Raw genomic sequence first — 24,254 nt, forward strand, 5'->3', positions numbered from 1 at the left:
CTGCCCCGCTCCCTCTCACGCCGTGTCCTTCGCGTGGTCTTCATGTTGCATGTAATATTTCGGCGGGTCAACGGGTCGTGCAGCCTTCTTCCACCGCCCCGGCAGCCGCAGATGGTGGAAGAAGACGTTGAGCAGCACCGCGGTGACGGTGCCGAGGATGATGCCGCTTTCGAACAGCGCATGCAGTTGCCGGTTCGGCATCTGCTCGGCGAACTGCGGAAACGCGGTGGGCAGGAAGCCGATGCCCATGCTCGCCGCGACGACGATCGTGTTCCGCTGGTCGGTGAGGTCCGCCTGGACCAGGATCTGCACGCCGACCACCGCGATCGTGGAGAACAGCACGATGGTCGCGCCGCCCAGCACCGAGGCCGGCATGGAAGCGACCACCGCGCCCACCTTGGGCACCAGACCCAGCACCAGCATGATCACGCCGGACGAGGCGACGATCCAGCGGCTCTTCACCCGGGTCAGCCGGATCAGCCCGATGTTCTGCGAATACACCGTGCTGGGAAAGGAGTTGAACACGCCGGCCACCGCCGTGGCGAGCCCGTCCGCGCGCAGCGCCCGGGTGACCTGCCGGCCGTCCACCTCACGGCCGACGATCTGGCCGACCGCGAAGAACTGCCCGATGGACTCGACCGCGATGATGACCATCACCATGAAGACCGAGAGCACCGCGATCACTTCGAAGCGCGGCGTTCCGTAGTGCAGCGGAGCCGCCATGCCCACCCACGAGGCGTCGCCGATCCCCGAGAAGTCGGTCTTCCCCGCGAGGGCCGCCACGACGGTCCCGACGAACAGTCCGGCCAGTACCGCGACAGTGGCCAGGAAGCCCCGGGAGAACTTGTGCAGCAGCAGGATCACGACCAGCGTCACGGCGGCGAGCCCCAGCTGGGCGGGGGAGCCGAAGGTCTCCTGGCTCGGGTCCCCGCCGCCCACCTGGCGGGCCGCCACCGCCAGCAGGGTGATCCCGACGATCGTCACGATCGTGCCGGTGACCAGCGGCGGGAAGAAGCGCACCAGCCTGCTGAAAACGGGCGCGATGACGAACAGCGCGAGACCCGCCGCGATCACCGCGCCGAGGACCGTCGGCAGCCCGGCCTGCGCCCCGCCCGCCGCCAGCCCCACGGAGACGAGCGAGGGGACGGCGGTCGTCGACGTACCCTGCACGACAGGCAGCTTGATCCCCACCCCGGGCAGTCCGACGGACTGGAGCAGGGTGGCGAGACCGCAGGTCAGCAGCGAGGCGTTGACGAGCAGTCCGATGTCGTCACCGCTCAGGCCGATGCCCTCGGCCACCAGCAGGGGCATGACCACGGCGCCGGCGTAGAAGGCGAGCACGTGCTGGAGCCCGTACACGGCGAGCCGCCAGGCAGAAGGCACCGCCTCGACGGGATCGTCCTCCCGTCCGCCGCGGCGTTTGCCGTCCGTACCGTCCTGAACTTCCTTGCGGGACATGTGCGTTCTCCCTCCACCCGCCGGACGGCGGGGGCTCCTGTGTGCGCACGTACGGGGCCGCGGACGGGCAGCCGGGGTGAGGCGGGGGCGGTTCGGTGGTTCCCGTTCCGGTCAGTGGCTGCGGTCAGTGGTTCCAGGGGAGGGCCAGCGCTTCGAAACCGGCCCGCGCGACCAGCCGTTCGGCCCGCTCCTGCGCCTCGTCGAGCAGTGCCTCCTCGTCGACCAGCACGCACCGGCCGTCCTCGAAGACGACCCGGCCGCCGACGACCGTCATCTCCACGTCGGAGCCGCGCGCCGAGTACACGAGCGCGGCGACCGTGCGGTGCAGCGGCCGCAGATGCGGACGGTCCAGCGCGACGACGGCGAGGTCCGCCGGGGCCCCGGCACCGATCCGGCCGGCTCCGGTGCCGGCGTAGCGGCCGCCCTCGCGGGTGGCCAGTTCCAGCGCCTCCTCGCAGCGCGCGGCCGCCGGGTCCAGGGTGTGCTGACGCTGCCCGAAGAGCGTCTGCTTCATCACCTCGAACATGTCCTGGCGGTGGCCCGCGCTCGGCCCGTCGGTGCCCAGCGCCACCACCGCGCCCGCATCCCGCAACTCGCGCAGCCGCATCACACCCGACGCCAAGTACGCGTTGGACGCCGGATTGTGACAGACCCCGGCCCGGCGCTCGCCGATGTGCTTGACCTCGGCCTCGTCCAGCCAGACGGCGTGCGCGAGCGTCGTACGTCCGTCGAGCAGCCCCTCGCGGGCCAGCCACTCGACGGGCCTGACGCCGTACGCCTCCAGGTAGCTCGCCGGGTCCTTCGCCCCCTCGCTGCAGTGCGTGTGCCACCGCGTACCGAACTCGGCGGCGAGCTCCGCGGCGCCCCTGACCAGGTCCTGGTCGACGTAACTCAGATTGAGCGGCGCGGGCCAGATCTCCACCGTGGACCGCGGCGGCCGGCGCTCCATGCACTCCCGGGTCAGGGCCAGTTCCTCCTCGACGGAGTACCGGAAGAGCGCTTCGGGCAGGCCGCGGGCGGCCGCGACCGCCGTCCGGTGGCCGATCATCCCGCGGGCCACGGCGCCGCGCAGTCCCGTCGACTCGACGGCGCGGGCGACGGCGAGCACGGTCTCGGGGTCGGTCGGCGCGTAGTGGTTGTCGATCACGGTGGTGATGCCCGAGCGCAGCGCCTCCACCGCGCCCAGGGTCGCCGCGACCCGGGCGTCCTCGGGGTCGACGGCGATGGAGTACGGCCACATGAACTCGCAGAGCCAGGGCCAGATGGACAGCCCCTCGCCGAGGCCGCGGGCCAGCGCCTGGAAGAGGTGGGTGTGTCCGTCGACGAAGCCGGGGACGACGGCCCGGCCCCGGCAGTCGACGGTACGGGCCGCCTGCCAGGCGGCGTCGATCTCACCGGCCGGGCCGACCGCGGCGATCCGGTCGCCGGTGACGGCGACCGATCCCGGCTCGTACACGGACCGCTCGTCGTCCACGGTCACCACCCGCCCGCCGGACAGCAGAAGATCGCATTGCATGGGTCCTCCAGAAGGCTCGGCGCCGGGCATGCTCCATGTTGCATGTAACATATTCAGGCCATCTGACCTGTCAACCCTCCGCGCGCGATCCCGTCCCGATCCGCCCCGATCCGCCCCGAGTCGAAAAGACCGGCGACTCCCCGCAGACTGAGGAAACCGGGACGTACCCGGCGCTCTGTGGGGAGGAGGTGGCGCATGTGCGCCCGTCGAACCGTCGAGCGGCAGCCGGCGTGCTGTCCTTGGCCGCCCTGGCCGGACTGGCTGCCCCCGCCCTCGCCGAGCGCGCGGCGGACCCCGGGCGGCAGACCCCGGAGGAGACCGTGTCCGCGCTCTCCGGCTCCACCTGCTGGACGACCGTCGAGGGCTCCCGTGTCGTGGCGTACTGCCACAACCCGTATCCCGAGACCGACCTGGTGCGCCTGCACACCGAGTGCGAACGCTGGTGGGACCTCGACGCGGACGGCGCCCCCGTCGAGGTGGGCCCGGCGCAGACGGTGCGGCTGACCGACCGCTGCTGGAAGGAAGTCCGCGCGGCCTGGGTCAGCCACCACCGGATGTAGCACCCTCCCCCAGCCGCCCAGCCGCCCAGCCGCCCAGCCGCCCAGCCGCCCAGCCGCCCAGCCGCCCAGCCGCCCAGCCGCCCACCGCGCCTGCCCCTACCGCACCCGCCGTCCCCTACCGGGCCGACGCCCCTACCGCACCCGGTCCCCGAGGCACTTGAAGGAGTACCCAGCCGCCTCGGTGGCCGCCGTCTGGGCGTCCCGCGCGCGGATCGCCTCGATCAGCCGCCCGTGGTCCATGTGGTCCTCGGGTCGCAGCTCCTGCCCCACGTCGTCGCGCAGCCAGTCGCGCAGCAGGTCACCGAGGTCGGCGTAGAGCCCGATGAGTACGTCGTTGTGCGAGGCGGCGACCACGGCCAGATGCAGCGTCGCGTCCGCGCGGACGAAGAGCTCCGCGTCGCCCGAGGCCCACGCCTCCTCGCGCCGCGCGAGCACCGCGTCCAGCTGCCGTACGTCCCGTTCGGTCCGCCGCTCGGCGGCCAGCCGGGCCGCCGAGGACTCCAGGGTCGAGCGCAGCTCCGCGATGTGGCGGGGGTCGGCGTCCGCGAACCGGCGGTGCATGACGCCGGCCAGCTCGCTGGTGGCGGCGACGTACGTACCGGAACCCTGCCGGATGTCCAGCAGCCCGTTGTGCGCGAGCGCGCGCACCGCCTCGCGGACGGTGTTGCGGGCCACTCCCAGCTGTTCGACCAGCTCGGGCTCGGTCGGGATGCGCGAGCCCACGGGCCACTCGCCCGAGGTGATCTGGTTGCGCAGCTCGGTGATCACCTGGTCGGCCAGGGCCGAACGCCGGGGGGAGGTCAACGCCATGGTGCTCCTCGTTCGCGCGGGATCCGGGGACGGGTTCGGAGAAGTGGACAACCAATCATCCCATGATTCTATGATGGTTCCATGCCCGACGACGAGACCAGGACCCTGAGCCCCGCCGCCCCCACTGTTCCCGCCGCTCCCACCGCACCGGCCGATCCCGCGGAGAGCCCCGTTTCCGTACCGTCCGCACCGAGAGAACAGCGGAAGCGGCCGGTCTGGGTGACCCGGACCGTGATCCTCGGACTCGTCCTCGCCGCGCTCAACCTCCGCCCGGCCATCACCAGCCTCGGCCCGCTCCTCGAAGAGGTCCGCGCCGGACTCGGCATGAGCGGCAGCGTCGCGGGCCTCCTGACCTCCGTACCGCCGCTGTGCTTCGCGGTCTTCGGCCTCACCGCCCCGCGGCTCGCCCGCCGGTTCGGTCCCGGCGCGATCGTCTGCGCGGGCATGGCGGCCATCGCGGCCGGCCTGCTGATCCGCCCCTATCTGGGCGCCACCGCCGGATTCCTCGCGGCCAGCGCGCTCGCCCTCATGGGCATCGCGCTGAGCAACATCCTGATGCCGGTCATCGTCAAGCGCTGGTTCCCCGACCGCGTCGGCCAGATGACCGGGCTGTACTCGATGGCCCTCGCGCTCGGCACCGCGCTCGCCGCGGCCGCCACCGTTCCCCTGACCCAGGCGCTGGGCGGCAGTTGGCAGACCGGCCTCGCGGTGTGGGGCTCCCTGGCCGCCGTCGCCGTACTGCCCTGGCTCCTCCTCACGCGCCACCCCAGCACCCGCGCGCCCGGGGAACACAAGGATCAGGCGGCCGCCCAGGAGCACGGCGGCGCCCCCGCCCCCACCCTGAGCATCACCCGCAGCCGTACGGCATGGGCGCTCGCCTGCTTCTTCGGCCTCCAGGCCACGGCCGCGTACATCACCATGGGCTGGATGCCGCAGATCTTCCGCGACGCGGGAGTCTCCGCGGGCACGGCCGGTGTGCTGCTCGCCGTCACCATGGCGATGGGCATCCCGCTCGCGTTCGTCATCCCCCGCGTCGCCTCCCGCATGCGCACCCAGGGCCCGATCGTCGCCGTCCTCGGCCTCTGCGGCCTCCTCGGTTACGCCGGCCTCTACCTCGCCCCCGCCTCCGGAGCCTGGGCGTGGGCCCTGCTGCTCGGCGTCTCCAACTGCGCCTTCCCGCTGGCCCTGACCATGATCGGCATGCGGGCGAAGAGCGGCGCGGGTGTCGTCCGCCTCTCCGCCTTCGCCCAGAGCACCGGTTACCTGATCTCGATCCCCGGACCGCTGCTGGTCGGCGTGCTCTACCAGCACAGCGGCAGCTGGGGCCTGCCGATCGCCCTGATGGCGGGCCTGATGGTGCCGCAGATCGTGGTCGGCGCGCTGGCCGGCCGCAACCGCACCATCGAGGAAGAGCTCCGCTGACCCGGCCGGATCCGGACGCGCAAAGGGTGCGAGACTGGCCGTATGCCTGTACTCGACCCCCACCCCCAGAACGGCCAGAAGAAGCTGCTCCTCGTGCTCGGCGCGATGCTCGGCATCACGGTGATCATCGCGATCATCGCGTCCCTGGCCTCGCCGTGAGCTCCGACGTCGGGCCCGACGGTGGGCCCGACGGTGGGGTTGTCCCCACCACCCCCTAGGGGGCCAGGGTCAGGGTGAAGTGGGTGGATCACCGGATGGGTTCGTGCGCCCGCACTCCGTAGGTTCGACGTACATCAGCCGGACGACACGACGGAGGCGGCCATGGCGGCCCGCGCACACACCCGGACCCACCCCCCGGCCTCCCGCGTCGACGTCCGCCTCCCCTGGTGGGCCCTCGTCCTCCCCGCCCTCGCCTTCGCCGTCCTGCTCCTCCTCATCGCCGGGCCCGGCCAGGCACACGCGGCGGCCGGCGATCCGGCGGTCGCGCACCTCGTGGAGCGCATCCAGCAGACCCTGTCCCACTAGCCGCCCGGACCCCGTTCACCCGTGCTGGGGGAGCCCTTCAACACTCTGCGCCCCGTGGCACGATTCATGCGAAGCTGGGATGCATGAGCGTCGATACACCCCGCAGGATCGTCCTACTCCGGCACGCGAAGGCCGACTGGCCGGATGTGTCCGACCATGATCGGCCGCTCGCCGACCGGGGCCGCATGGACGCCCCGGTCGCCGGACACCGGCTGGCGGACACGGGCATCACCTTCGACCTGGCTCTGTGCTCGACCGCGACCAGGACCCGCGAGACCTGGAAGCTGGCCGTACAGGAACTGCCGCAGCGCCCCAAGACCGTCTACGAGGAGCGGCTGTACGAGGCCACCCTCGGCGAGATCCTCGCGCTCCTGAACGAGACCCCGGACGACGTGAACGACCTCCTCGTCGTCGGACACAATCCCGGTATGCACGCGGCCGCCGACGCCCTCGCGGGCTCCGGCGAGGGCGACGCGCTGGCCCGCATGAGCAGGAGCGGCTTCCCGACCGCGTCGTTCGCGATCATCGGCTTCACCGGCTCCTGGAAGACGGTGGAGCACGACGTGGGCAAGCTCCTGGACTACTGGGCCCCGCACGACTGAGCGCGACGCCCTTCCCGGTACGAGCGGTACGAGCAGAGGCCCCGGTGCGGACCAGTCCGCACCGGGGCCTTCACGTCACCGCCCACTCGCCCGCTCGCCCGCTCACTCCGCAAGGCCGTCGGCGGCCTCGACCTCTTCCCGCGTGATGCCGAGCAGATACAGCACGGTGTCCAGGAAGGGCACGTTCACGGCGGTGTCGGCCGCCTTGCGTACGACGGGCTTGGCGTTGAAGGCGACACCGAGGCCCGCCGCGTTCAGCATGTCGAGGTCGTTGGCGCCGTCGCCGACCGCCACGGTCTGCGCGAGCGGTACGCCCGCCTCGGCGGCGAAGCGGCGCAGCAGCCGGGCCTTGCCCGCACGGTCCACGACCTCGCCGACGACGCGGCCGGTGAGCTTTCCGTCCACGATCTCCAGCGTGTTGGCGGACGCGAAGTCCAGCCCGAGCCGCTCCTTGAGGTCATCGGTGACCTGGGTGAACCCGCCCGACACCACGCCCACTTGGTAACCGAGCCGCTTGAGCGTACGGATCAGGGTGCGGGCGCCCGGCGTGAGCCGTACTTCCTGCCGCACCTTGTCCACGACATCGGCGTCGAGCCCGGCGAGCAGCGCGACGCGCGCGTGCAGCGACTGCTCGAAGTCCAGCTCGCCGCGCATCGCCCGCTCGGTCACCTCGGCGACCTTGTCCTCGCAGCCCGCGTGCGCCGCGAACAGCTCGATGACCTCGTCCTGGATGAGCGTGGAGTCCACGTCCATCACGACGAGGCGCTGGGCGCGCCGGTGCAGCCCGGCCGACACCACGGCCACATCGATCCCGAGCTCCGCGGCCTCCAGCGCGAGTGCGGTGCGCAGGGGCTCGGTCTCCGTACCGGAGACGGCGAACTCCACCGCGGTGACCGGATACTTGGCCAGCCGGAAGACCCGGTCGATGTTGCCGCCGGTCCCGGTGATCGTGGCCGCTATGGCGGCGGTCGACTCCGCGGTCAGGGGGTGCCCGAGCACGGTGACGTGGGAACGCCCGCTGCCGCGCGGACGGTTGTCGCCCGTGCCCGAGATGATCTCGGCCTGGAGCTTGAGGGAGTCGGCCCAGCTGTGCACGGTGGCACGCAGCTCACCGGCGGTGCTCACGGTCGGCTCGGTGACGAGGGCGCACAGGACGATACGGCCACGGGTGACGACCTGCTCGATGTCGACGACGTCGACGGAGTAGGCGGCCAGCGTGTCGAAGAGCCCGGCGGTGATCCCGGGGCGGTCCTTCCCGAAGATCTTGACGAGGAGGGTGGGGGCAGCGTCAGTGGACTGACTGGGCTGAGATGCGCTCATGATGTCTCTACCGTATCGGGCCCTCTCCCGGCCCTCACCTCCTGTCCCGAGGACCGGACACGCGGGGGAAGGCCCCGGGCCCCGGCCCCCGGGCCGGCCTCACTCCGAGTGGCGTGATGTCGACGGTCGGCATCGCCTCCGCGCCCTCGGGGCCGGACGCCGGGACATCGCCGGCCGGACCGGCCGGACCACCCGCCCCGAGGACCACCGCCGCCGCTCGCACTCATCAGGGCTCCGATCCGTGCCGGACTGTCCCGGGCTGTCGGTATCGCACATGATCCGTACGGACTCATGGGTGCTTCCCCCTCTACGGGAGCATTTTTCCCGGGGCGGCGGGCGGCCCGCACACGCACTTCGCAAGCCCGGCTTTCTCATCGGGGGCCGGGCCTGAAATAGTTCCTCACGATGTTCAGCATCCCTAGACTCCCTGCGACGGGGGTAACTCGGGGGACAACTAGTGGGGCGCGGAGTGCCGGAACTCGTACTGGAATTGAATGGAAGGTCCTGGACGCTCGATCCGTCCAGGTCGTACACCCTCGGACGTGATCCGCAGGGTGATGTGGTGGTCGACGACGCCAGGGTCTCGTGGCGGCATGCCACCGTCAGCTGGGGCGGCCGCAGTTGGGTCATCGAGGACCACGGAAGCACCAACGGCACGTACGTGCAGGGCCAGCGCATCCACCAGATGGAGATCGGCCCCGGCTCGGCAGTGCACCTGGGCAATGCCACCGACGGCCCGCGGCTGAGTCTCTCGGGCGCGGGCGTGCCCAGCGGGCAGGGCGCGATGGCCCAGCAGCAGGCCCCGCACCAGCAGGCCCCGCACCAGCAGGCCCCGCACCAGCAGGCCCCGCACCAGCAGGCCCCGCACCAGCAGGGCGCTCCCGGCCGGGCGGCCCAGACGCCGCCCCAGCAGCACCGGCCGCAGGACGCGCAGAGCCCGAATCCCCAGCAACCTCAGCCCCACCAGCCCCGCCAGCCCCACCAGGGGTGGCAGCAGGCGCCCCACCAGGCCCAGATGCCCCACCAGGCGCAGGTGCCGCACCAGCAGGGCGGCCCGGCCGGCGGTGCCGCGGGGACTCCGCCGGTGTACGGCGACCGCAGCCCGACGACGTTCCACCAGGTGTCCATGGGCCGCGTGATGCGGATCGGCCGTGCGCTGGAGAACGAGCTGGTCGTCTCCGACCTCCAGGTGTCCCGCCTGCACGCCGAGTTCACCGCGACGCCCGACGGCCGGTTCCAGATCCGCGACCTCGGCAGCCACAACGGCACGTACGTCAACGGTCAGCCGATCCCCAAGTCCGGCACCGCGCTGCTCGGCCCCAGCGACATCGTGGGCGTCGGTCACTCGACGTTCCGCCTGGTCGGCGACCGCCTCGAAGAGTTCGTGGACACCGGCGAGGTCTCTTTCTCGGCCCGCCACCTCACCGTCACCGTCGACGGCGGCAAGCAGATCCTCAAGGACGTCTCCTTCGGCGTACCGGAGAAGTCGCTCGTCGCGGTCATCGGCCCCTCGGGCTCCGGCAAGTCCACCCTGCTCAAGGCACTCACCGGCTACCGGCCCGCCAACCAGGGCGACGTCCTCTACGACAACCGCAACCTGTACAAGCAGTTCGCCGAGCTCCGCCAGCGCATCGGTCTGGTCCCGCAGGACGACATCCTGCACAAGGAGCTGACCGTCAAGAAGGCCCTCAAGTACGCCGCCAAGCTCCGCTTCCCGGCCGACACCACCGAGGCCGAGCGCCAGCAGCGCATCGACGAGGTCCTCGGCGAACTCAAGCTGGACATCCACAAGGAGAAGAAGGTCACCTCCCTCTCCGGTGGCCAGCGCAAGCGCGTCTCCGTGGCCCTGGAGCTGCTGACCAAGCCGTCGCTGATCTTCCTCGACGAGCCGACCTCCGGCCTCGACCCGGGCATGGACCGCGACGTCATGCAGCTGCTGCGCGGCCTCGCCGACGACGGCCGTACGGTCCTGGTGGTCACGCACTCCGTGGCCGAGCTCGCGATCTGCGACAAGCTCCTGGTCATGGCGCCCGGCGGGTCCGTCGCCTACTTCGGCCCGCCCGGGGAGGCCCTCAACTTCTTCGGCTACACCACCTGGGCCGACGTCTTCTCCGCCTTCGAGAACTACCGCGACTACGACTGGGCGGGCCGCTGGCGCGGCTCCCAGCACTACCAGATGTACGCCGCGGACATCGACGCCGTCGCCGCGCAGCCCGTACACATGCCGTCCCCGCAGCAGATGCGTCCGCCCAAGCCGCAGAGCTGGGGCTCACAGCTGTGGACCCTGATCCGCCGCTACGTGTCGGTGATCGTCTCCGACAAGGGCTTCATCGGCCTCATGCTGATCCTCCCGGCGGTGCTGGGCATCGTCAGTACCGTGATCCCGGCGGACAGCGGTCTGGGCTTCGGCCCGGAGAGGAACAGGCTGATCAACAAGGACGCCGGCATGATCCTGCTGATCCTCGCGGTCGGCGCCTGCTTCTCCGGCGCCGCCAACTCCGTCCGTGAGCTGATCAAGGAACGGGTCATCTACGAGCGGGAAAGGGCCACCGGCCTCTCCCGTTCGGCGTACCTCATGTCCAAGGTCATCGTCCTCGGCGCGATCACCGCCCTGCAGGGCGTGATCCTCGCGGCGATCGGCTTCGGCGCCCGCGCGAAGCTGCCGGCCGAGGGTGTCCTCTTCGAGGAGTACCCGGTCGTCGAGATGACCCTGGTCATCAGCGCGTTCGGGTTCACCTCGATGATGTTCGGCCTGGTCATCTCCGCCCTGGTGAAGACCGCCGAGAAGACCATGCCGCTGCTGGTCATGTTCGCGATCGTCCAGCTCGTCTTCACCGGTGTCCTCTTCCAGCTCCACGACAGCCCCGGCATCGAGCAGGTCGCCTGGCTGATGCCGTCGCGCTGGGCCGTCGCCGCCCTGGGCACCACGGCGCAGCTCAACGTCGTCGCGCCCTGGGACCCGGACAACCTCGACGCCCTGTGGGACCACACCGCCGGCCAGTGGACGGCCGACATGGGCGTACTGCTCGGCATCGGCGTCCTCTGCGGCTTCGTGGTGGTGCGCCTGCTGCGCCGCCACGAGCCCGAGGTCATGCGCAAGTAACGGGCGCGCCGGTACCGCGGTACGACGCGCGACGAACGCCGGAAGGGCGGCACCTCACAAGGTGCCGCCCTTCCCGCATGTCCCGCTCGTGTCAGTCAGCCTCAGTAGGCGCTGTCGACGTTGTCGATGGAGCCGTACCGGTCGGCCGCGTAGTTGGCGGCGGCGGTGATGTTGGCGACCGGGTGGTACTGGTCGTGCGGCGTACCGGGGACGTGGTACGCGTCGAAGGTCGGCTTGATGACCTGGAGCAGGCCCTTCGACGGGATGCCGTTCTGGGCGTTGATGTCCCAGTTGTTGATCGCGCGCGGGTCGCCGGAGGACTCGCGGATGATGTTGCGGTGCAGGCCCTCGTACGTACCGGGGATGCCGTGCTTCTTCATGATGGCCAGCGACTCGCGGATCCAGCCGTCCAGGTTGTTGGCGTAGACCGGCTTGCGCGCGGCGGCGCGGCTCGCGGCCGCCTGCTCGTCGGCGCGCTTCTTCGCCGCGGCCTTCGCTTCGGCTGCGGCCTTCACCTTGGCCTGAGCCGCGGCCTTGGCGTCGGCCTTCGCCTTGGCCGCCGCCGCCACCTTCGCGTCGGCCTTCGCCCTCGCGTCGGCCACGGCCTTGGCCATCCGGTCGGCGCCGACCTGCTGCTGCGTGATGCTCGTGTGCACCGTCTTGGCCTGGGCGCTGCCGGCAGCCGCCGACCATGCCACCGGGGCGGCGGCGACGGTCTGCGTGTCGGCCTCGGCGGATGCGTTGCCCGGGACGAGTGAGAACGTGAGGGCGGCGGCGCCGAGAGTGGCGACACCGGCGATCGAGAACTTGTGGTTCTTGTTCAGACGACCATGACCAAGAGCGCGGAAAGCGGACATGCAGACGTACCTCTTCGAGTAGCGGAAGCCGCGGAGACGGTGCGACGGCAGCCATTGTTAGCGTCCGCAAAATCCTGTGGCAAAGGTGTGACGTACGATCCCCGGTAGTGGACCGGGACCCTTGCACACCTGCCTGGTGCCGGGCGATACCCCGCCCAAACGCCCCTTAGCTATCCACTAGGCCCCTTCGTAAGTGACGTGGATCCTATGCGCGGGCTCACACGGGGCGCCCGGCGATCTCACCAATAGTTGCTCTTGCGATGCCCAGCGTGAGGGCTCTCCTCCGGGAGGACGAGGGGTACGCCGCCGAACTCGTGCAGAGGTGGAGATGCCTCGGCGCCTCGGCGCAACCGCGGTCCGGCGCGGCCCGCCCCGCGATCGCCTCCAGCATCAGCAGATGCGACGCCTGCGGCTCGTGCAGCCCGGTCGACAGCCCGTCCACGACGCGTACGCCGCGCTCCGGGGTGACCACCAGAGCGGTCCGGCCCGCGGCCTCACGCACCACCCCGTCGGGCCCGGCCGCCGACTCCAGCGCCCGCACCGCCGTCGTCCCGACCGCGACGGCCCTCCCGTCCGCTGCCCGCGCGGCATTCACCAGCCGGGCCGTCGCGGCCGGCGCCTCGAAGCGTTCCGGATGCGGCGGCTCGGGCGCCTCGGCCGCAGCGACGCCCGTGGGAAGGGCGAGCGGCGCGAACCGCACGCCCCGGCTCACCAGCTACGCCACCATCCCCGCCGGGAAGGGCCGCCCCGTGCTCGGCACCTCCGCCGAGCCCGCCCCGTCGGGGCGGGGCAGCGCGAAGACCGTCTGGTACGCCGACAGCGGCTGGTTCCGCTCCGTGTACCCGTACCGGACGGGCCGCCCGTACCGGTGCAGCAGCCCCGGCACGTCCCGCGCGCCCACGACGGTCACCCGCGCCCACCACAACCGGTCCCCGCCGGGCCCGGCCGGTTCCTCCAGCGCCGGCCGTCCGCCGCCGGGCGGCCCCACCACGGTCCCCGCCGGCCCGCCGCGCCGCGGTCGCGTGGCCCCGTCTCCAAGGGGCTGCGGAGCTCGACGGCCCAGCGCCGGTCGTCCCTCTCGGTGGAGAAGTGCACCACCACGCGGCTCCCCGAGACCGAAGCTGAGACCGAAGCGGAGACCGAAGCGGAGACCGAAGCGGAGACCGAAGCCAAAGCGGAACCCGGGCCCGCCCCGACCCACCCGCCCACCGCCGCCGGCAGCGTGGCCGACGTATTCACCTTCACCACCGGTACGTCCCCGGCCCGCAGCAGCCCGGTCAGCTCCCGGAACGCGTGGTGCGCGACCTCCGTACCCCGCGACACCGGCAGCCGGACATCGTCACGCCCCGAGCCGCGCTCCTCCGCGGGCACGCGCGCCGACAGCCCCTCCGGTACGCGCACTCCGCCGAGCACGGCCGGCGCCCTTCCCGCCCCCTTCACCGCGCCGCCTCCCCCTCCAGGAGCGCCGACGCCGTGTACCGCCCGCTCGCGAGCCGCTCGTCGAGCAGCCGCAGAAAGGCCGGGACCGCGGCACCGGGTTCCGGCCGCCACGCGTCGTCGTCCGGTACGGCCGCCACGCGTCGTCGTCCGGTACGGCCGCCGCGTACAGGCCGGTCCGCATGTCGCCCGGATCGACCGCCCGTACCCGCAGCCCCGGCTCCTCCTGCGCCAGTACCGCCGAAAGCTGGTCGAGCGCCGCCTTCGAAGCCCCGTACCCGCCCCAGGCAGGCCCCGTACGCCTCCACCCGCCGCGTCCGAACCCACCGAGACCACCGCGCCCCCCCCCGCATCCCGCAGCAGCGGCAGCGCTTCCCGTACGAGCCCGAGCGCCGCCACCACACTCGTCTCCAGCGCCGCCCGCAGCCCCTCCAGCGGCAGCGCCTCCAGCCGTACGAGCGGCTCCGTACCCAGCGCGCTCGCGTTGTCCACCAGCAGATCCAGCCCGCCGAACCCGCGCGCGCCGGCCACCGGCCCCACCCGGTGCGCGGCGTCGGCGACGTCCCCGGCCACGGCCACCACCCGCGTCCCGTACTGGCGCGCCTCCCGCGCCGCGTCCTCCCGCACGGCCCCGGCCCTGGCGTCCAGCACCAGGTCCCAGCCCCGCTCCGCTCCGCGAGCGCCGTCCCCGGCGTCCGCCCCGTCCCTTCGAGGCCCCGTGACGATCACAGCCGGCATGGCAGACATCCCCTTCGTCCCCTTCGCCGTACCTTCGCCGCACCGGCGTGCCCTCGACGCAGGAACCCGCCCCCGCCCGGCGCCTCCTGCGCCGGTCCCACCGCACCAGGGCACTTCGGCCTACGCCCTGCGCCCCGGCCGCAGGCCGCCCCAAGCCCGATACGACCGCCGCACCCCACCGGTACGGTGATCACATGAACCACCCCCGAGCTCGCCGTCCCGTTCGAGCAGGGGAGACCCCTTCCCCGCGCTCCGGCCTCACCGCCGTGAGCACCGCACTGCTCGCGATGAGCCGGCACCTGGAAGTGCGCGACGTCCTCAAGACGATCGTCGCCTCCGCCCGTGAGCTCCTGGACGCGGAGTACGCCGCACTGGGCGTCCCCGACGACCACGGCGGCTTCGCCCAGTTCGTGGTCGACGGCGTCAGTGAGGAGCAGTGGAAGGCCATCGGCCCGCTGCCCCGCCAGCACGGCATCCTCGCCGCGATGCTGCACGGCGCCGCCCCCGAGCGCCTCGCCGACGTACGCAAGGACCCCCGCTTCGAGGGCTGGCCCGCCGCGCACCCCGACATGTCCGACTTCCTGGGCCTGCCCATCCGCGACGGCGACGAAGTCATCGGCGCGCTCTTCCTCGCCAACAAGCGCTGCCCCAAGCCCGACGGCGCCTGCGGTTTCACCGAGGACGACGAGGAACTGCTCGGCATGCTCGCCCAGCACGCCGCGATCGCCCTGACCAACGCCCGCCTCTACGAGCGCAGCCGCGAGCTGACCATCGCCGAGGAACGCTCCCGCCTGGCCCACGAGCTGCACGACGCCGTGAGCCAGAAGCTCTTCTCCCTGCGCCTGACCGCCCAGGCCGCCGCCGCCCTCGTCGACCGCGACCCGGGCCGCGCCAAGGGCGAACTCCAGCAGGTGGCCGCGCTCGCCGCCGAGGCGGCCGACGAACTGCGCGCCGCGGTCGTCGAGCTCCGCCCCGCGGCCCTCGACGAGGACGGCCTGATCGCCACCCTGCGCACCCAGATCCAGGTCATGGACCGCGCGCACACGGCCCGGGTGACCTTCACCAGCTCCGGCGTACGAGCCCTGCCCGCGGCCCAGGAGGAAGCCCTCCTGCGCGTCGCCCAGGAGGCCCTGCACAACGCGCTGCGCCACTCGGGCGCGGCCCACGTCGACGTCGTACTGGAAAAGAACGGCCAGGGCGCCCGCCTGCGGATCACGGACGACGGCAGCGGCTTCGACCCGAAGACCGTACGCAGAGCGGGCCGCCACCTCGGCCTGGTCTCGATGCGCGACCGCGCCGACGGCGCGGGCGGCAGGCTCACTGTGGAATCGGCGCCCGGCAAGGGCACCACGATCGAGATGGAGGTCCCCGGTGGATGAGGCCGCACGACCGTCAAAGACCGGAATCCGCGTCCTGCTGGTCGACGACCACCAGGTCGTACGCCGCGGCCTGCGCACGTTCCTGGAGATCCAGGAGGACATCGAGGTCGTCGGGGAGGCCGCGGACGGCGCCGAGGGCGTGGCCCGCGCCGAGGAACTCCGCCCCGACGTCGTCCTCATGGACATCAAGATGCCCGGCACCGACGGCATCGACGCCCTGCGCAAGCTCCGCGAACTCGCCAACCCCGCCAAGGTCCTGATCGTCACCAGCTTCACCGAACAGCGCACCGTCGTACCCGCCCTGCGCGCCGGTGCCTCGGGCTACGTCTACAAGGACGTGGACCCGGACGCCCTGGCCGGCGCGATCCGCTCCGTACACGCGGGCCATGTCCTCCTCCAGCCGGAGGTCGCGGGCGCCCTGCTCTCCCAGGAGGACGGGAACAGCGGCACGGGCCGGGGGAGCACGCTCACCGAACGGGAACGGGAAGTGCTGACCCTGATCGCGGACGGCCGCTCCAACCGGGAGATCGCCCGCGCGCTGGTCCTCTCCGAGAAGACCGTCAAGACCCACGTGTCGAACATCCTGATGAAACTGGACCTCTCCGACCGGACCCAGGCGGCGTTGTGGGCCGTCCGGCATGGGATTACGGGTTAAGCGGACGATCTGCGCCCCGGACCGAGATTCATACTGTCGGGTGTATGTCCCCCGAATGGCGCATCCCGAGGGGTCTCCGGGCGTTTTTCATGACGTGCTGCGGCGGCCGGCCGCAGCGACGTCTAGGAGGATCCTGAAGTGAAGAACCTGAAGAAGGCCGCTGCCGTCACCATGGTCGCGGGCGGCCTCCTCGCCGCCGGCGCCGGCGCCGCCTCCGCCTCCGACGGCGGCGCGCACGCCCAGGGCAAGGCCGTCCAGTCCCCGGGCGTCGGCTCCGGCAACCTGGTCCAGGTCCCGGTTCACGCCCCGGTGAACGTTGTCGGCAACACCGTCAACGTCATCGGCGCCCTCAACCCGGCCTTCGGGAACGACGGCATCAACCGCTGACCGATTCCGGCCGGGCGGTGACCACCGGCCCCCAGGCGCACCACGCGCCCGGGGGCCGGTCGCATGCTCCGGCCCCCGGGCGCCCGCCCTTCCCGACGCACCCCTCGCACCCCTCGGCGCCTCGCGGGCTTCGGGGTGCTGCGCCGGACTCCGTCCGGCGGGCGGGGCCCGGGGTGCTCTCGTCAGTGCTCCCTGCGGCGCTCGCGTTCCTCCACCCACGCGTTGTACGCCGCCACCTGCGCCCGCCGCGCCACCCGCTCCACCGGCCGCAGCGCCTCCCCCCGCGCCGCCATCTCGGACGCACTCACCGCGCCCCCGTGCCCGTTCTCGTACGCCACCGAGACGAGCAGCCCGACCCGCTGCGCGAGTTCCAGCACCCGTACCGCCCGCGGCGGGTACCCGGGGGCCAGTACCTCGCCGCCGCCCTCCACCCGCGCCCGGTACGCGTCGATCGCCGCCTCGGCCACCGGGCCCGACCCCGCCACATCGAGCCGCGAGAGCACCGCCGTCGCGTCCCGCAGCGCCTCCGCCAGTTCCCGCTCCGCCTCCCCGAGCGAGGGCACATCGGCAGGCGGAGCCTCCCGTACGGGCAGGCAGTGCCACACCACCTCGACATGCGCGTCCCCGGCAGGCCCCGCCTCGTACACCTCCGGCACCAGCCCCAGCGCCACCCCCGAGCAGACCACCGCCTCCTCCGCCTCCAGCGCCCGCGCGTTGAACTCCGGCGGCCCACTGAGCCCCAGCGGATGCCCCGGTGCGGGCAGCGCCACCCGGAACCCCGTCACGCCCAGCGCGCGCAACCGTCCCAGGGCCAGCGTGAGACCGACCGGCCCCGCCTCCCCGGGTACACCTTCCACCCGGTGCACCGCGTCCTCCCCGACAATGGCGAGCGCGACGTGATCCGGCGAAACAAGTCCGGCCAAAAGGGCGTTTCCCCATGCGGCCAGTCGTCCTGAGCGAGGTTCGGAAAGCATGGACCCAGCCTAGGGAATGGGACCTAGGGGCCGGACCGCCCGACCGGTGGCGTAGGTTTTCCCTGGGAGCTGTGCCCACAGGCACACCCAACATTCTCGAGACTGCATGGGGAGACAACGCGCTCATGAGCGATGTACTGGAGCTGGTGGACGTATCCGTGGTCCGCGACGGACGCGCTCTGGTGGAAGACGTCTCCTGGTCGGTCAAGGAGGGCGAGCGCTGGGTCATCCTCGGCCCGAACGGCGCCGGCAAGACCACCCTGCTGAACGTCGCCTCCAGCTACCTCTTCCCGTCCACCGGCACCACCAAGGTCCTCGGCGAGACGCTCGGCAGCCCCGGCACCGACGTCTTCGAGCTCCGCCCCCGCATCGGCATGGCCGGCATCGCGCTGGCCGACAAGCTGCCCAGGCGCCAGACCGTCCTCCAGACGGTGCTCACCGCGGCGTACGGCATGACCGCCACCTGGCACGAGAACTACGACGAGGTCGACGAGCAGCGCGCCCGCGCCTTCCTCGACCGCCTCGGCATGACCGACTACCTGGACCGGAAGTTCGGCACGCTCTCCGAGGGCGAGCGCAAGCGCACCATGATCGCCCGCGCGATGATGACCGACCCCGAGCTGCTGCTCCTCGACGAGCCCGCCGCCGGTCTCGACCTCGGCGGCCGCGAAGACCTCGTCCGCCGCCTCGGCCGCCTCGCCCGCGACCCGTACGCCCCCTCGATGATCATGGTGACGCACCATGTCGAGGAGATCGCCCCCGGTTTCACCCACGTCCTGATGATCCGTCAGGGCAAGGTCCTCGCCGCGGGCCCCGTGGAGACCGAACTGACCTCCCGCAACCTCTCCCTCTGCTTCGGCCTGCCGCTCGTCGTCGAGCGCAGGTCCGACCGCTGGACGGCCCAGGGCCTGCCGCTCGGCTGACCCGCCCACGCCCCGGCCGCGCCTGTCCGGGCTCCGCCCGCGGCCCGCTCGCGCCCTGTCCGCGAAGACTCCCCGCGCCTACCATGACCACGTGGACATCGACGCATGGGTGTGGTGGCTGATCGGCGCCGTCGGGCTGGGAATCCCGCTCGTGGTGACGGCGATGCCCGAATTCGGAATGCTGTCGGCGGGCGCGGTCGCCGGCGCCGTGACCGCGAGCCTGGGCGGCGGTGTGGTCGCGCAGGTACTGGTCTTCGCCGCCGTCTCGGTCGCGCTCATCGCGGTCGTACGCCCGATAGCCGCCCGGCACCGCTCCGAACGCCCCCAACACGCCACCGGAATCGACGCCCTGAGGGGCCGTCAGGCGGTCGTGCTCGAACGGGTCGACGGCGGCGGCGGCCGGATCAAACTGGCGGGCGAGGTCTGGTCGGCCCGGTCCTACGACGCCGACCAGACCTTCGAACCGGGCCGGCAGGTCGACGTCATCGAGATCGACGGAGCGACGGCAGTGGTCATGTGAGCCGAACACCCCGCACACCGGCTCGTGTTCTGGGAAGATTGATCATCAGATCGTCCGCACACGACCTGGCCGGTCTCCCGAGAAGCACGATACGAAGGGCACGGGAAACGCGATGTCATCCGTCATCATCGTCCTGATCATTCTGGTGGTGCTGGTCTTCATCGCCCTGATCAAGACGATCCAGGTCATCCCACAGGCCAGCGCCGCCATCGTGGAGCGCTTCGGCCGCTACACCCGCACCCTCAACGCGGGCCTGAACATCGTCGTCCCGTTCATCGACTCGATCCGCAACCGGATCGACCTCCGCGAACAGGTCGTGCCCTTCCCGCCCCAGCCGGTGATCACCCAGGACAACCTGGTGGTCAACATCGACACCGTCATCTATTACCAGGTCACCGACGCCCGCGCCGCGACGTACGAAGTCGCCAGCTACATCCAGGCGATCGAGCAGCTCACCGTCACCACGCTGCGCAACATCATCGGCGGCATGGACCTGGAGCGGACCCTGACCTCCCGCGAGGAGATCAACGCGGCGCTGCGCGGCGTCCTCGACGAGGCCACCGGCAAGTGGGGCATCCGCGTCAACCGCGTCGAGCTCAAGGCGATCGAGCCCCCCACCTCCATCCAGGACTCGATGGAGAAGCAGATGCGCGCCGACCGCGACAAGCGCGCCGCGATCCTCACCGCCGAGGGCATCAGGCAGTCCGCGATCCTCACCGCCGAAGGCGAGAAGCAGTCCGCGATCCTGCGCGCCGAGGGCGAGGCCAAGGCGTCCGCACTGCGTGCGGAGGGCGAGGCCCAGGCCATCCGTACGGTCTTCGAGTCGATCCACGCGGGCGACCCGGACCAGAAGCTCCTCTCGTACCAGTACCTCCAGATGCTCCCGAAGATCGCCGAGGGCGACGCCAACAAGCTCTGGATCGTGCCCAGCGAGATCGGCGACGCGCTCAAGGGCCTCAGCGGCGCCTTCGGCAACTTCAGCGGTGGCGCCCCGGGCTTCAACACGGGCCAGGAGCGCCGCCAGGACCCCCCCATCGACTGACGCGTACCCACCTCGTGCATGATCGTTGCCCGGCACACCGATCATGCACGAGAGGCACACCGTGACCATCTGGGAGATGCTCGCCGTCTTCGCCGCGGGCGTGGGCGCCGGGACCATCAACACCATCGTCGGTTCCGGGACCCTCATCACTTTCCCGGTCCTCCTCGCCACCGGCCTGCCGCCGGTGACCGCGACCGTCTCCAACGCCCTCGGCCTGATCCCCGGCTCGATCAGCGGCGCCATCGGCTACCGCAAGGAACTCACCGGCCAGCGCCGCCGCATCCTGCGCGCGGGCGCGGCCACCGCCGTCGGATCCCTCTGCGGAGCCGCACTGCTCCTCGCACTGCCGGCGGACGCCTTCGAGACGATCGTGCCGGTCCTGGTCGGCCTCGCCCTGGTCCTGGTGATCCTCCAGCCCCGCATCACCAAGGCCGTCCAGCGCCGCCGCGAGCGCAACGGCCCCGACGCCGCCCCCGACCCCGACGGCGGCCCGCTCCTCATCACCGGCCTTCTGCTCGCCAGCGTGTACGGCGGCTACTTCACCGCGGCCCAGGGAATCATCTACGTCGCCCTCATGGGCATGCTGCTCAACGACACCCTGCAACGCCTGAACGCCACCAAGAACGTCCTCGCCGCGGTCGTCAACAGCGTCGCCGCGGTCTTCTTCCTCTTCGCCGCGGAGTTCGACTGGACCGCCGTCGCGCTCATCGCCGCCGGCTCCACGCTCGGCGGCCAGCTCGGCGCCACGATCGGCCGCCGCCTGCCACCGACCGCCCTGCGCGCACTGATCGTGGCCGTGGGCACCGTCGCGATCGTCCAGCTGATACTGCGCTGACCCACAGAAGCCCGCCTCCGGACGAAGGCGGGCTCTCCCTTCCGGGCGCCTACGCGGGCTGCGTCAGCCCTCCCCGGTGCCTCGGCTCCGTCCGGGCAGGGGAGACCCCGCTCGGCAGCGCGAACCACTCGTTCGCCCCCAGCGACAGCAGCATCGCGTCGGCGGGCGAAGGCACGAACGGCCGCCGCAGCAACGGCATGCCCGCCTCCTCCGGCGTACGGTCCGCCTTGCGGTGATTGTCCTCCGCGCAGGACGCCACCGTATTCAGCCAGCCGTCCCCGCCGCCCTGGGCTTTCGGTATCACATGATCGACGGTGGTGGCCCGCCGTCCGCAGTACGCGCACCGGTGCTGGTCCCGTATGAGCACACCGCGCCTCGACCACGGTGCCTGTCTTCGGAAGGGCACCCGGACATACCGGCAGAGCCTGATCACCTGCGGCACCGGAAGCTCCACGGCGGCCGCGCGCATCAGCAGTCCGGGGCGGGCCTGTTCGACAACGGCCTTGTCCTGCAGGACGAGCACCACCGCCCGGTTCAGCGTCACTGTAGACAGCGGCTCGAAGCTCGCGTTCAGTACCAGCGTGTCCCGCATTCCGCCCACCCTCCCTGCGCCGGCCCGCCTCGTGGCGGGCTTGGATCAACTCTGACCGGGCACACCGAGATGGACAACGCAATAAAAAAGATGCCCGTCCCTGATCTCTTCCAAGACCGGGGACGGGCAAACAGAAAGTGAACGGTCAACTCGCCGCGGGAGCCTCGTATTCGGCGACCAGCTGCGCACGCCCGAGCGTGTGGAACCGCAGATTGAACCCCACAGCGGCGGGGGAAGTGTCGGCGTCGGGACCGAGCTTCTCCCTGTCCACCGCGTACACGGTGAACACGTAGCGGTGCCGCTCACCGGCCGGCGGCGCGGCCCCGCCGAAGTCCTTCGTCCCGTAGTCGTTACGGGCCTGGACCGAGCCCTCCGGCAGCCCCTCGAACTTCCCGCTGCCCGCCCCGGCCGGCAGCTCCGTAACCGACGCCGGAATGTCGAACACGGTCCAGTGCCAGAACCCACTGCCGGTCGGCGCGTCGGGATCGAAGCACGTCACGGCGAAGCTCTTCGTCCCGGCGGGAAACCCTTCCCACCGCAAGTGCGGCGAGGTGTTGCCGGCCGCGTACACCTGGGCGTCCTTCAGCACCGCCCCGTCCGCGACGTCCTCACTCACCACCGTGAACGAGGGCACCGGCGGATGGAAGTCATGGGGAAGCGGCGGCCTCTTCGCCTCGGACACGTCTGAACCTCCGATGTGGACTGTGCGGCTACCTGACAGCTCCCGAGCCTAGAGCCAGTTGCGCTGACCGCCGACCTGGGCAAGCCACTGATTGAGGTAAGCCACCCAGTCGGTTCCCTGGAAGTCGTTCAACCCCACCTTGAAGGCCCGGTAGGAGTCGCTGCTCTCACTGAAGAGCCCCGGCTTCTTGTCCATCTCCAGGACGACATCCATCTCGCGGTCGTCCGCGACGAAGGTCAGCTCGACCTGGTTGAGCCCGCGGTACTGCTGCGGCGGCTGGAACTCGATCTCCTGGTAGAAGGGCAGCCGCTGACGCGTCCCCCGGATGTGACCACGCTCCATGTCCGCGCTCTTGAAGCGGAAGCCCAGCTGCACGAAGGCGTCGAGAATCGCCTGCTGCGCCGGCAGCGGGTGCACATTGATCGGGTCCAGGTCGCCCGAGTCCACGGCCCGCGCGATCTCCAGCTCGGTCGTGACGCCGATGTTCATACCGTGCAGCTGCTGGCCGGCGATGCTGGTGATCGGGGTCTCCCAGGGAATCTCCAGGCTGAACGGCACCACGTGCACCGCGCCCGCCTTCACCTCGAAGGCACCACCGAGCCGCTGCTTCGTGAACTCGATGTCCTGCTTGACCTCCTGGTCACCGCCCTCGACCTCGACGCGCGCCTGCAGACCGACGGAGAGCCCCTCGATCTGCTGATCGACCGAGCCGCCCTGGATACGCACCTCGCCCTGCACCACACCACCAGGCACGACGTTCGCCTCGGTCAGCACCGTCTCCACCGACGCGCCACCGGCACCCAAACTCGCGAGCAACTTCTTGAAGCCCATGTCTTACTCCCCAGATTTTTTCGGTTCTGACCAGTACGAACGCGGAAGCCCTGCACCCGGTTCCGCGCCCTCACCCTGGCAAAGCGCACGCCTTGTGACCACCTGCCCGAACAGATGGCTTCCAGTACGCTCGGAGGGCATGATCAAGGATGCCGACCGTACGCCGCTCAGCAGGACGTTCTTCGACCGCCCCGTACTGGAGGTCGCCCCCGACCTACTGGGACGCACTCTCGTACGACTGACCGACGACGGCCCGATCGAACTCCGCATCACCGAGGTCGAGGCATACGACGGCCAAGGAGACCCCGGATCGCACGCCTACCGCGGAAAGACCCCGCGCAACGCATCCATGTTCGGCCCGCCCGGTCATGCGTACGTCTACTTCATCTACGGCATGTGGTTCAGCCTGAACCTGGTCTGCGGCCAGGAGGGCACAGCGAGCGGTGTCCTCCTGCGCGGAGGAGAGGTGACGAGCGGCCACGAGTTCGTGCGCAAGCGACGACTCTCGGCCCGAAACGACAACGAACTGGCCAAAGGCCCGGCACGCCTCGCCACAGGACTCGCCATCGACCGCGCCCTGGACGGCACCGACCTCTGCGCCGGCCCCGAGTCCCCTCTCTCCGTACTGCACGGCACGCCTGCCTCCACTGACCTGGTGAAGAACGGCCCACGCACCGGCGTGGGCGGCGAGGGCGCCGACCACCCCTGGCGTTTCTGGATCAGCGGCGACCCCACGGTGAGTCCCTTCAGGGCACACAAGCCACGTCACCGACGGACTTGACGCCGACTGGGCGGACATCTAATGTAGTCCGAGCCGCTTGAGACGGGCACTGCTGTTGGTACGGGCTTTCAGCCCCACCCGGAGCGCCTCGAAGCGGCCAACCCACTACCTACGATTTCCCTGACGGGTTCGTTTTCGGCATGCCCGAATTCCGTCCCACCGGCTCGATTATGAGCCGCAAGGGAAATCCGCTAAAGTAGTGACCACGCCGAAAGGGAAACGCGGAAGCGGAGAACCGGAAGGCGCCGGCGAAGTCGGGCGGTAAAGCGTCTGGTAGAGTCGGGAACACGAAATACGGAAACGAA

Annotated in this window: 23 protein-coding genes and 2 pseudogenes; 14 read left to right on the forward strand and 11 right to left on the reverse strand. The window is 71.2% G+C overall.

Translation table 11 applies throughout. The annotated features are described in order from the left end of the window. Positions 1 to 15 precede the first annotated feature (15 nt). Together ACWDZ4_RS01290 and ACWDZ4_RS01295 are read right to left on the reverse strand one after the other, a co-directional pair. Positions 16 to 1,458: a nucleobase:cation symporter-2 family protein gene (locus ACWDZ4_RS01290; RefSeq protein ID WP_451506385.1), complete on the reverse strand. Its 1,443-nt coding sequence runs from the start codon at positions 1,456 to 1,458 to the stop codon at positions 16 to 18. Between the two features lie 124 nt (positions 1,459 to 1,582). Continuing rightward, a complete protein-coding gene (locus tag ACWDZ4_RS01295; RefSeq protein WP_451506386.1) occupies positions 1,583 to 2,974 on the reverse strand; it encodes an amidohydrolase family protein in 1,392 nt (463 codons plus the stop codon). Positions 2,975 to 3,171: 197 nt separating this feature from the next. Between ACWDZ4_RS01295 and ACWDZ4_RS01300 the strand changes: the two genes are divergently transcribed. After that, positions 3,172 to 3,534 (forward strand): hypothetical protein, encoded by a 363-nt coding sequence (locus ACWDZ4_RS01300; RefSeq protein ID WP_451506387.1) that lies wholly within the window; start codon positions 3,172 to 3,174, stop codon positions 3,532 to 3,534. A 132-nt stretch (positions 3,535 to 3,666) separates the two neighbouring features. On the opposite strand, the gene ACWDZ4_RS01305 is transcribed toward ACWDZ4_RS01300, so the two are convergent. After that, positions 3,667 to 4,344 carry a FadR/GntR family transcriptional regulator gene (locus ACWDZ4_RS01305; protein ID WP_451506388.1) on the reverse strand — a complete coding sequence of 226 codons (678 nt, stop codon included), beginning with the start codon at positions 4,342 to 4,344 and terminating at the stop codon, positions 3,667 to 3,669. A gap of 81 nt (positions 4,345 to 4,425) precedes the next feature. Here ACWDZ4_RS01305 and ACWDZ4_RS01310 point away from each other — a divergent pair, with 81 nt between their 5' ends. From ACWDZ4_RS01310 to ACWDZ4_RS01325, 4 genes are all read left to right on the forward strand, one after another. Further along, positions 4,426 to 5,766, forward strand: coding sequence for a CynX/NimT family MFS transporter (locus tag ACWDZ4_RS01310; protein ID WP_451506389.1), 1,341 nt, complete (start codon positions 4,426 to 4,428; stop codon positions 5,764 to 5,766). Between the two features lie 42 nt (positions 5,767 to 5,808). Then, on the forward strand, positions 5,809 to 5,925 hold the full coding sequence (locus ACWDZ4_RS01315; protein WP_451506390.1) for an SGM_5486 family transporter-associated protein: 117 nt from the start codon (positions 5,809 to 5,811) through the stop codon (positions 5,923 to 5,925). 162 nt (positions 5,926 to 6,087) lie between these two features. Beyond that, a complete protein-coding gene (locus tag ACWDZ4_RS01320; RefSeq protein ID WP_451506391.1) occupies positions 6,088 to 6,291 on the forward strand; it encodes a hypothetical protein in 204 nt (67 codons plus the stop codon). Between the two features lie 83 nt (positions 6,292 to 6,374). After that, positions 6,375 to 6,893: a SixA phosphatase family protein gene (locus ACWDZ4_RS01325; RefSeq protein ID WP_451506392.1), complete on the forward strand. Its 519-nt coding sequence runs from the start codon at positions 6,375 to 6,377 to the stop codon at positions 6,891 to 6,893. Between the two features lie 102 nt (positions 6,894 to 6,995). On the opposite strand, the gene serB is transcribed toward ACWDZ4_RS01325, so the two are convergent. Beyond that, complete coding sequence (gene serB / locus ACWDZ4_RS01330; RefSeq protein ID WP_451506393.1) at positions 6,996 to 8,213, reverse strand: phosphoserine phosphatase SerB; 1,218 nt, start codon at positions 8,211 to 8,213, stop codon at positions 6,996 to 6,998. Between the two features lie 469 nt (positions 8,214 to 8,682). On the opposite strand from serB, the gene ACWDZ4_RS01335 reads away from it, so the two are divergent. Next, complete coding sequence (locus ACWDZ4_RS01335; protein WP_451506394.1) at positions 8,683 to 11,316, forward strand: FHA domain-containing protein; 2,634 nt, start codon at positions 8,683 to 8,685, stop codon at positions 11,314 to 11,316. 101 nt (positions 11,317 to 11,417) lie between these two features. Here ACWDZ4_RS01335 and ACWDZ4_RS01340 read toward each other — a convergent pair whose 3' ends face one another. From ACWDZ4_RS01340 to ACWDZ4_RS01350, 3 genes and pseudogenes are all read right to left on the reverse strand, one after another. Continuing rightward, positions 11,418 to 12,173, reverse strand: a complete 756-nt coding sequence (locus tag ACWDZ4_RS01340) for a transglycosylase SLT domain-containing protein (RefSeq protein WP_451506395.1) — start codon at positions 12,171 to 12,173, stop codon at positions 11,418 to 11,420. 239 nt (positions 12,174 to 12,412) lie between these two features. Next, positions 12,413 to 13,586 (reverse strand): annotated as a pseudogene (locus ACWDZ4_RS01345) (S-adenosylmethionine:tRNA ribosyltransferase-isomerase). A gap of 23 nt (positions 13,587 to 13,609) precedes the next feature. Next, positions 13,610 to 14,348: pseudogene (locus ACWDZ4_RS01350) on the reverse strand (SDR family oxidoreductase). Positions 14,349 to 14,542: 194 nt separating this feature from the next. On the opposite strand from ACWDZ4_RS01350, the gene ACWDZ4_RS01355 reads away from it, so the two are divergent. The 3 genes from ACWDZ4_RS01355 to ACWDZ4_RS01365 all read left to right on the forward strand — a co-directional run bounded on the left by ACWDZ4_RS01355 (position 14,543) and on the right by ACWDZ4_RS01365 (position 16,769). After that, a complete protein-coding gene (locus tag ACWDZ4_RS01355) occupies positions 14,543 to 15,727 on the forward strand; it encodes a GAF domain-containing sensor histidine kinase (RefSeq protein ID WP_451506396.1) in 1,185 nt (394 codons plus the stop codon). Then, positions 15,720 to 16,382 carry a response regulator gene (locus ACWDZ4_RS01360; protein WP_451506397.1) on the forward strand — a complete coding sequence of 221 codons (663 nt, stop codon included), beginning with the start codon at positions 15,720 to 15,722 and terminating at the stop codon, positions 16,380 to 16,382. Before ACWDZ4_RS01355 ends, ACWDZ4_RS01360 begins: the two co-directional genes overlap by 8 nt. A gap of 138 nt (positions 16,383 to 16,520) precedes the next feature. Next, positions 16,521 to 16,769 (forward strand): chaplin, encoded by a 249-nt coding sequence (locus ACWDZ4_RS01365; protein WP_451506398.1) that lies wholly within the window; start codon positions 16,521 to 16,523, stop codon positions 16,767 to 16,769. 182 nt (positions 16,770 to 16,951) lie between these two features. On the opposite strand, the gene ACWDZ4_RS01370 is transcribed toward ACWDZ4_RS01365, so the two are convergent. Next, entirely contained in the window at positions 16,952 to 17,743 is a 792-nt protein-coding gene (locus ACWDZ4_RS01370) for a hypothetical protein (RefSeq protein WP_451506399.1), read from the reverse strand. A gap of 125 nt (positions 17,744 to 17,868) precedes the next feature. Between ACWDZ4_RS01370 and ACWDZ4_RS01375 the strand changes: the two genes are divergently transcribed. The 4 genes from ACWDZ4_RS01375 to ACWDZ4_RS01390 all read left to right on the forward strand — a co-directional run bounded on the left by ACWDZ4_RS01375 (position 17,869) and on the right by ACWDZ4_RS01390 (position 21,063). Continuing rightward, a complete protein-coding gene (locus ACWDZ4_RS01375) occupies positions 17,869 to 18,666 on the forward strand; it encodes an ABC transporter ATP-binding protein (protein ID WP_344490052.1) in 798 nt (265 codons plus the stop codon). 91 nt (positions 18,667 to 18,757) lie between these two features. After that, positions 18,758 to 19,186, forward strand: a complete 429-nt coding sequence (locus ACWDZ4_RS01380) for an NfeD family protein (RefSeq protein WP_451506400.1) — start codon at positions 18,758 to 18,760, stop codon at positions 19,184 to 19,186. Between the two features lie 112 nt (positions 19,187 to 19,298). Continuing rightward, positions 19,299 to 20,228: an SPFH domain-containing protein gene (locus ACWDZ4_RS01385; protein WP_214909057.1), complete on the forward strand. Its 930-nt coding sequence runs from the start codon at positions 19,299 to 19,301 to the stop codon at positions 20,226 to 20,228. A gap of 61 nt (positions 20,229 to 20,289) precedes the next feature. Continuing rightward, positions 20,290 to 21,063, forward strand: a complete 774-nt coding sequence (locus tag ACWDZ4_RS01390) for a sulfite exporter TauE/SafE family protein (protein ID WP_451506422.1) — start codon at positions 20,290 to 20,292, stop codon at positions 21,061 to 21,063. A gap of 49 nt (positions 21,064 to 21,112) precedes the next feature. Here ACWDZ4_RS01390 and ACWDZ4_RS01395 read toward each other — a convergent pair whose 3' ends face one another. The 3 genes from ACWDZ4_RS01395 to ACWDZ4_RS01405 form a co-directional block, all read right to left on the reverse strand. Next, complete coding sequence (locus ACWDZ4_RS01395; RefSeq protein ID WP_451506401.1) at positions 21,113 to 21,655, reverse strand: HNH endonuclease; 543 nt, start codon at positions 21,653 to 21,655, stop codon at positions 21,113 to 21,115. 145 nt (positions 21,656 to 21,800) lie between these two features. Further along, positions 21,801 to 22,337 carry a YbhB/YbcL family Raf kinase inhibitor-like protein gene (locus tag ACWDZ4_RS01400; RefSeq protein ID WP_451506402.1) on the reverse strand — a complete coding sequence of 179 codons (537 nt, stop codon included), beginning with the start codon at positions 22,335 to 22,337 and terminating at the stop codon, positions 21,801 to 21,803. Positions 22,338 to 22,385: 48 nt separating this feature from the next. Continuing rightward, positions 22,386 to 23,168 carry a sporulation protein gene (locus tag ACWDZ4_RS01405; protein WP_451506403.1) on the reverse strand — a complete coding sequence of 261 codons (783 nt, stop codon included), beginning with the start codon at positions 23,166 to 23,168 and terminating at the stop codon, positions 22,386 to 22,388. 139 nt (positions 23,169 to 23,307) lie between these two features. On the opposite strand from ACWDZ4_RS01405, the gene ACWDZ4_RS01410 reads away from it, so the two are divergent. Then, positions 23,308 to 23,949 (forward strand): DNA-3-methyladenine glycosylase, encoded by a 642-nt coding sequence (locus tag ACWDZ4_RS01410; RefSeq protein ID WP_451506404.1) that lies wholly within the window; start codon positions 23,308 to 23,310, stop codon positions 23,947 to 23,949. Positions 23,950 to 24,254 lie beyond the last annotated feature (305 nt).

This window comes from Streptomyces sp. NPDC003016, assembly GCF_053591455.1.

Excerpts from the sequence above, each read along its gene's own strand:
- ACWDZ4_RS01405 (WP_451506403.1), bottom strand. The coding sequence starts at position 23,168 with ATGGGCTTCAAGAAGTTGCTCGCGAGTTTGGGTGCCGGTGGCGCGTCG.
- ACWDZ4_RS01410 (WP_451506404.1), top strand. The coding sequence starts at position 23,308 with ATGATCAAGGATGCCGACCGTACGCCGCTCAGCAGGACGTTCTTCGAC.
- ACWDZ4_RS01370 (WP_451506399.1), bottom strand. The coding sequence starts at position 17,743 with ATGCTTTCCGAACCTCGCTCAGGACGACTGGCCGCATGGGGAAACGCC.
- ACWDZ4_RS01385 (WP_214909057.1), top strand. The coding sequence starts at position 19,299 with ATGTCATCCGTCATCATCGTCCTGATCATTCTGGTGGTGCTGGTCTTC.
- ACWDZ4_RS01310 (WP_451506389.1), top strand. The coding sequence starts at position 4,426 with ATGCCCGACGACGAGACCAGGACCCTGAGCCCCGCCGCCCCCACTGTT.
- ACWDZ4_RS01290 (WP_451506385.1), bottom strand. The coding sequence starts at position 1,458 with ATGTCCCGCAAGGAAGTTCAGGACGGTACGGACGGCAAACGCCGCGGC.
- ACWDZ4_RS01305 (WP_451506388.1), bottom strand. The coding sequence starts at position 4,344 with ATGGCGTTGACCTCCCCCCGGCGTTCGGCCCTGGCCGACCAGGTGATC.
- ACWDZ4_RS01320 (WP_451506391.1), top strand. The coding sequence starts at position 6,088 with ATGGCGGCCCGCGCACACACCCGGACCCACCCCCCGGCCTCCCGCGTC.
- ACWDZ4_RS01395 (WP_451506401.1), bottom strand. The coding sequence starts at position 21,655 with ATGCGGGACACGCTGGTACTGAACGCGAGCTTCGAGCCGCTGTCTACA.
- ACWDZ4_RS01315 (WP_451506390.1), top strand. The coding sequence starts at position 5,809 with ATGCCTGTACTCGACCCCCACCCCCAGAACGGCCAGAAGAAGCTGCTC.
- ACWDZ4_RS01295 (WP_451506386.1), bottom strand. The coding sequence starts at position 2,974 with ATGCAATGCGATCTTCTGCTGTCCGGCGGGCGGGTGGTGACCGTGGAC.
- ACWDZ4_RS01340 (WP_451506395.1), bottom strand. The coding sequence starts at position 12,173 with ATGTCCGCTTTCCGCGCTCTTGGTCATGGTCGTCTGAACAAGAACCAC.
- serB (WP_451506393.1), bottom strand. The coding sequence starts at position 8,213 with ATGAGCGCATCTCAGCCCAGTCAGTCCACTGACGCTGCCCCCACCCTC.
- ACWDZ4_RS01355 (WP_451506396.1), top strand. The coding sequence starts at position 14,543 with ATGAACCACCCCCGAGCTCGCCGTCCCGTTCGAGCAGGGGAGACCCCT.
- ACWDZ4_RS01325 (WP_451506392.1), top strand. The coding sequence starts at position 6,375 with ATGAGCGTCGATACACCCCGCAGGATCGTCCTACTCCGGCACGCGAAG.
- ACWDZ4_RS01375 (WP_344490052.1), top strand. The coding sequence starts at position 17,869 with ATGAGCGATGTACTGGAGCTGGTGGACGTATCCGTGGTCCGCGACGGA.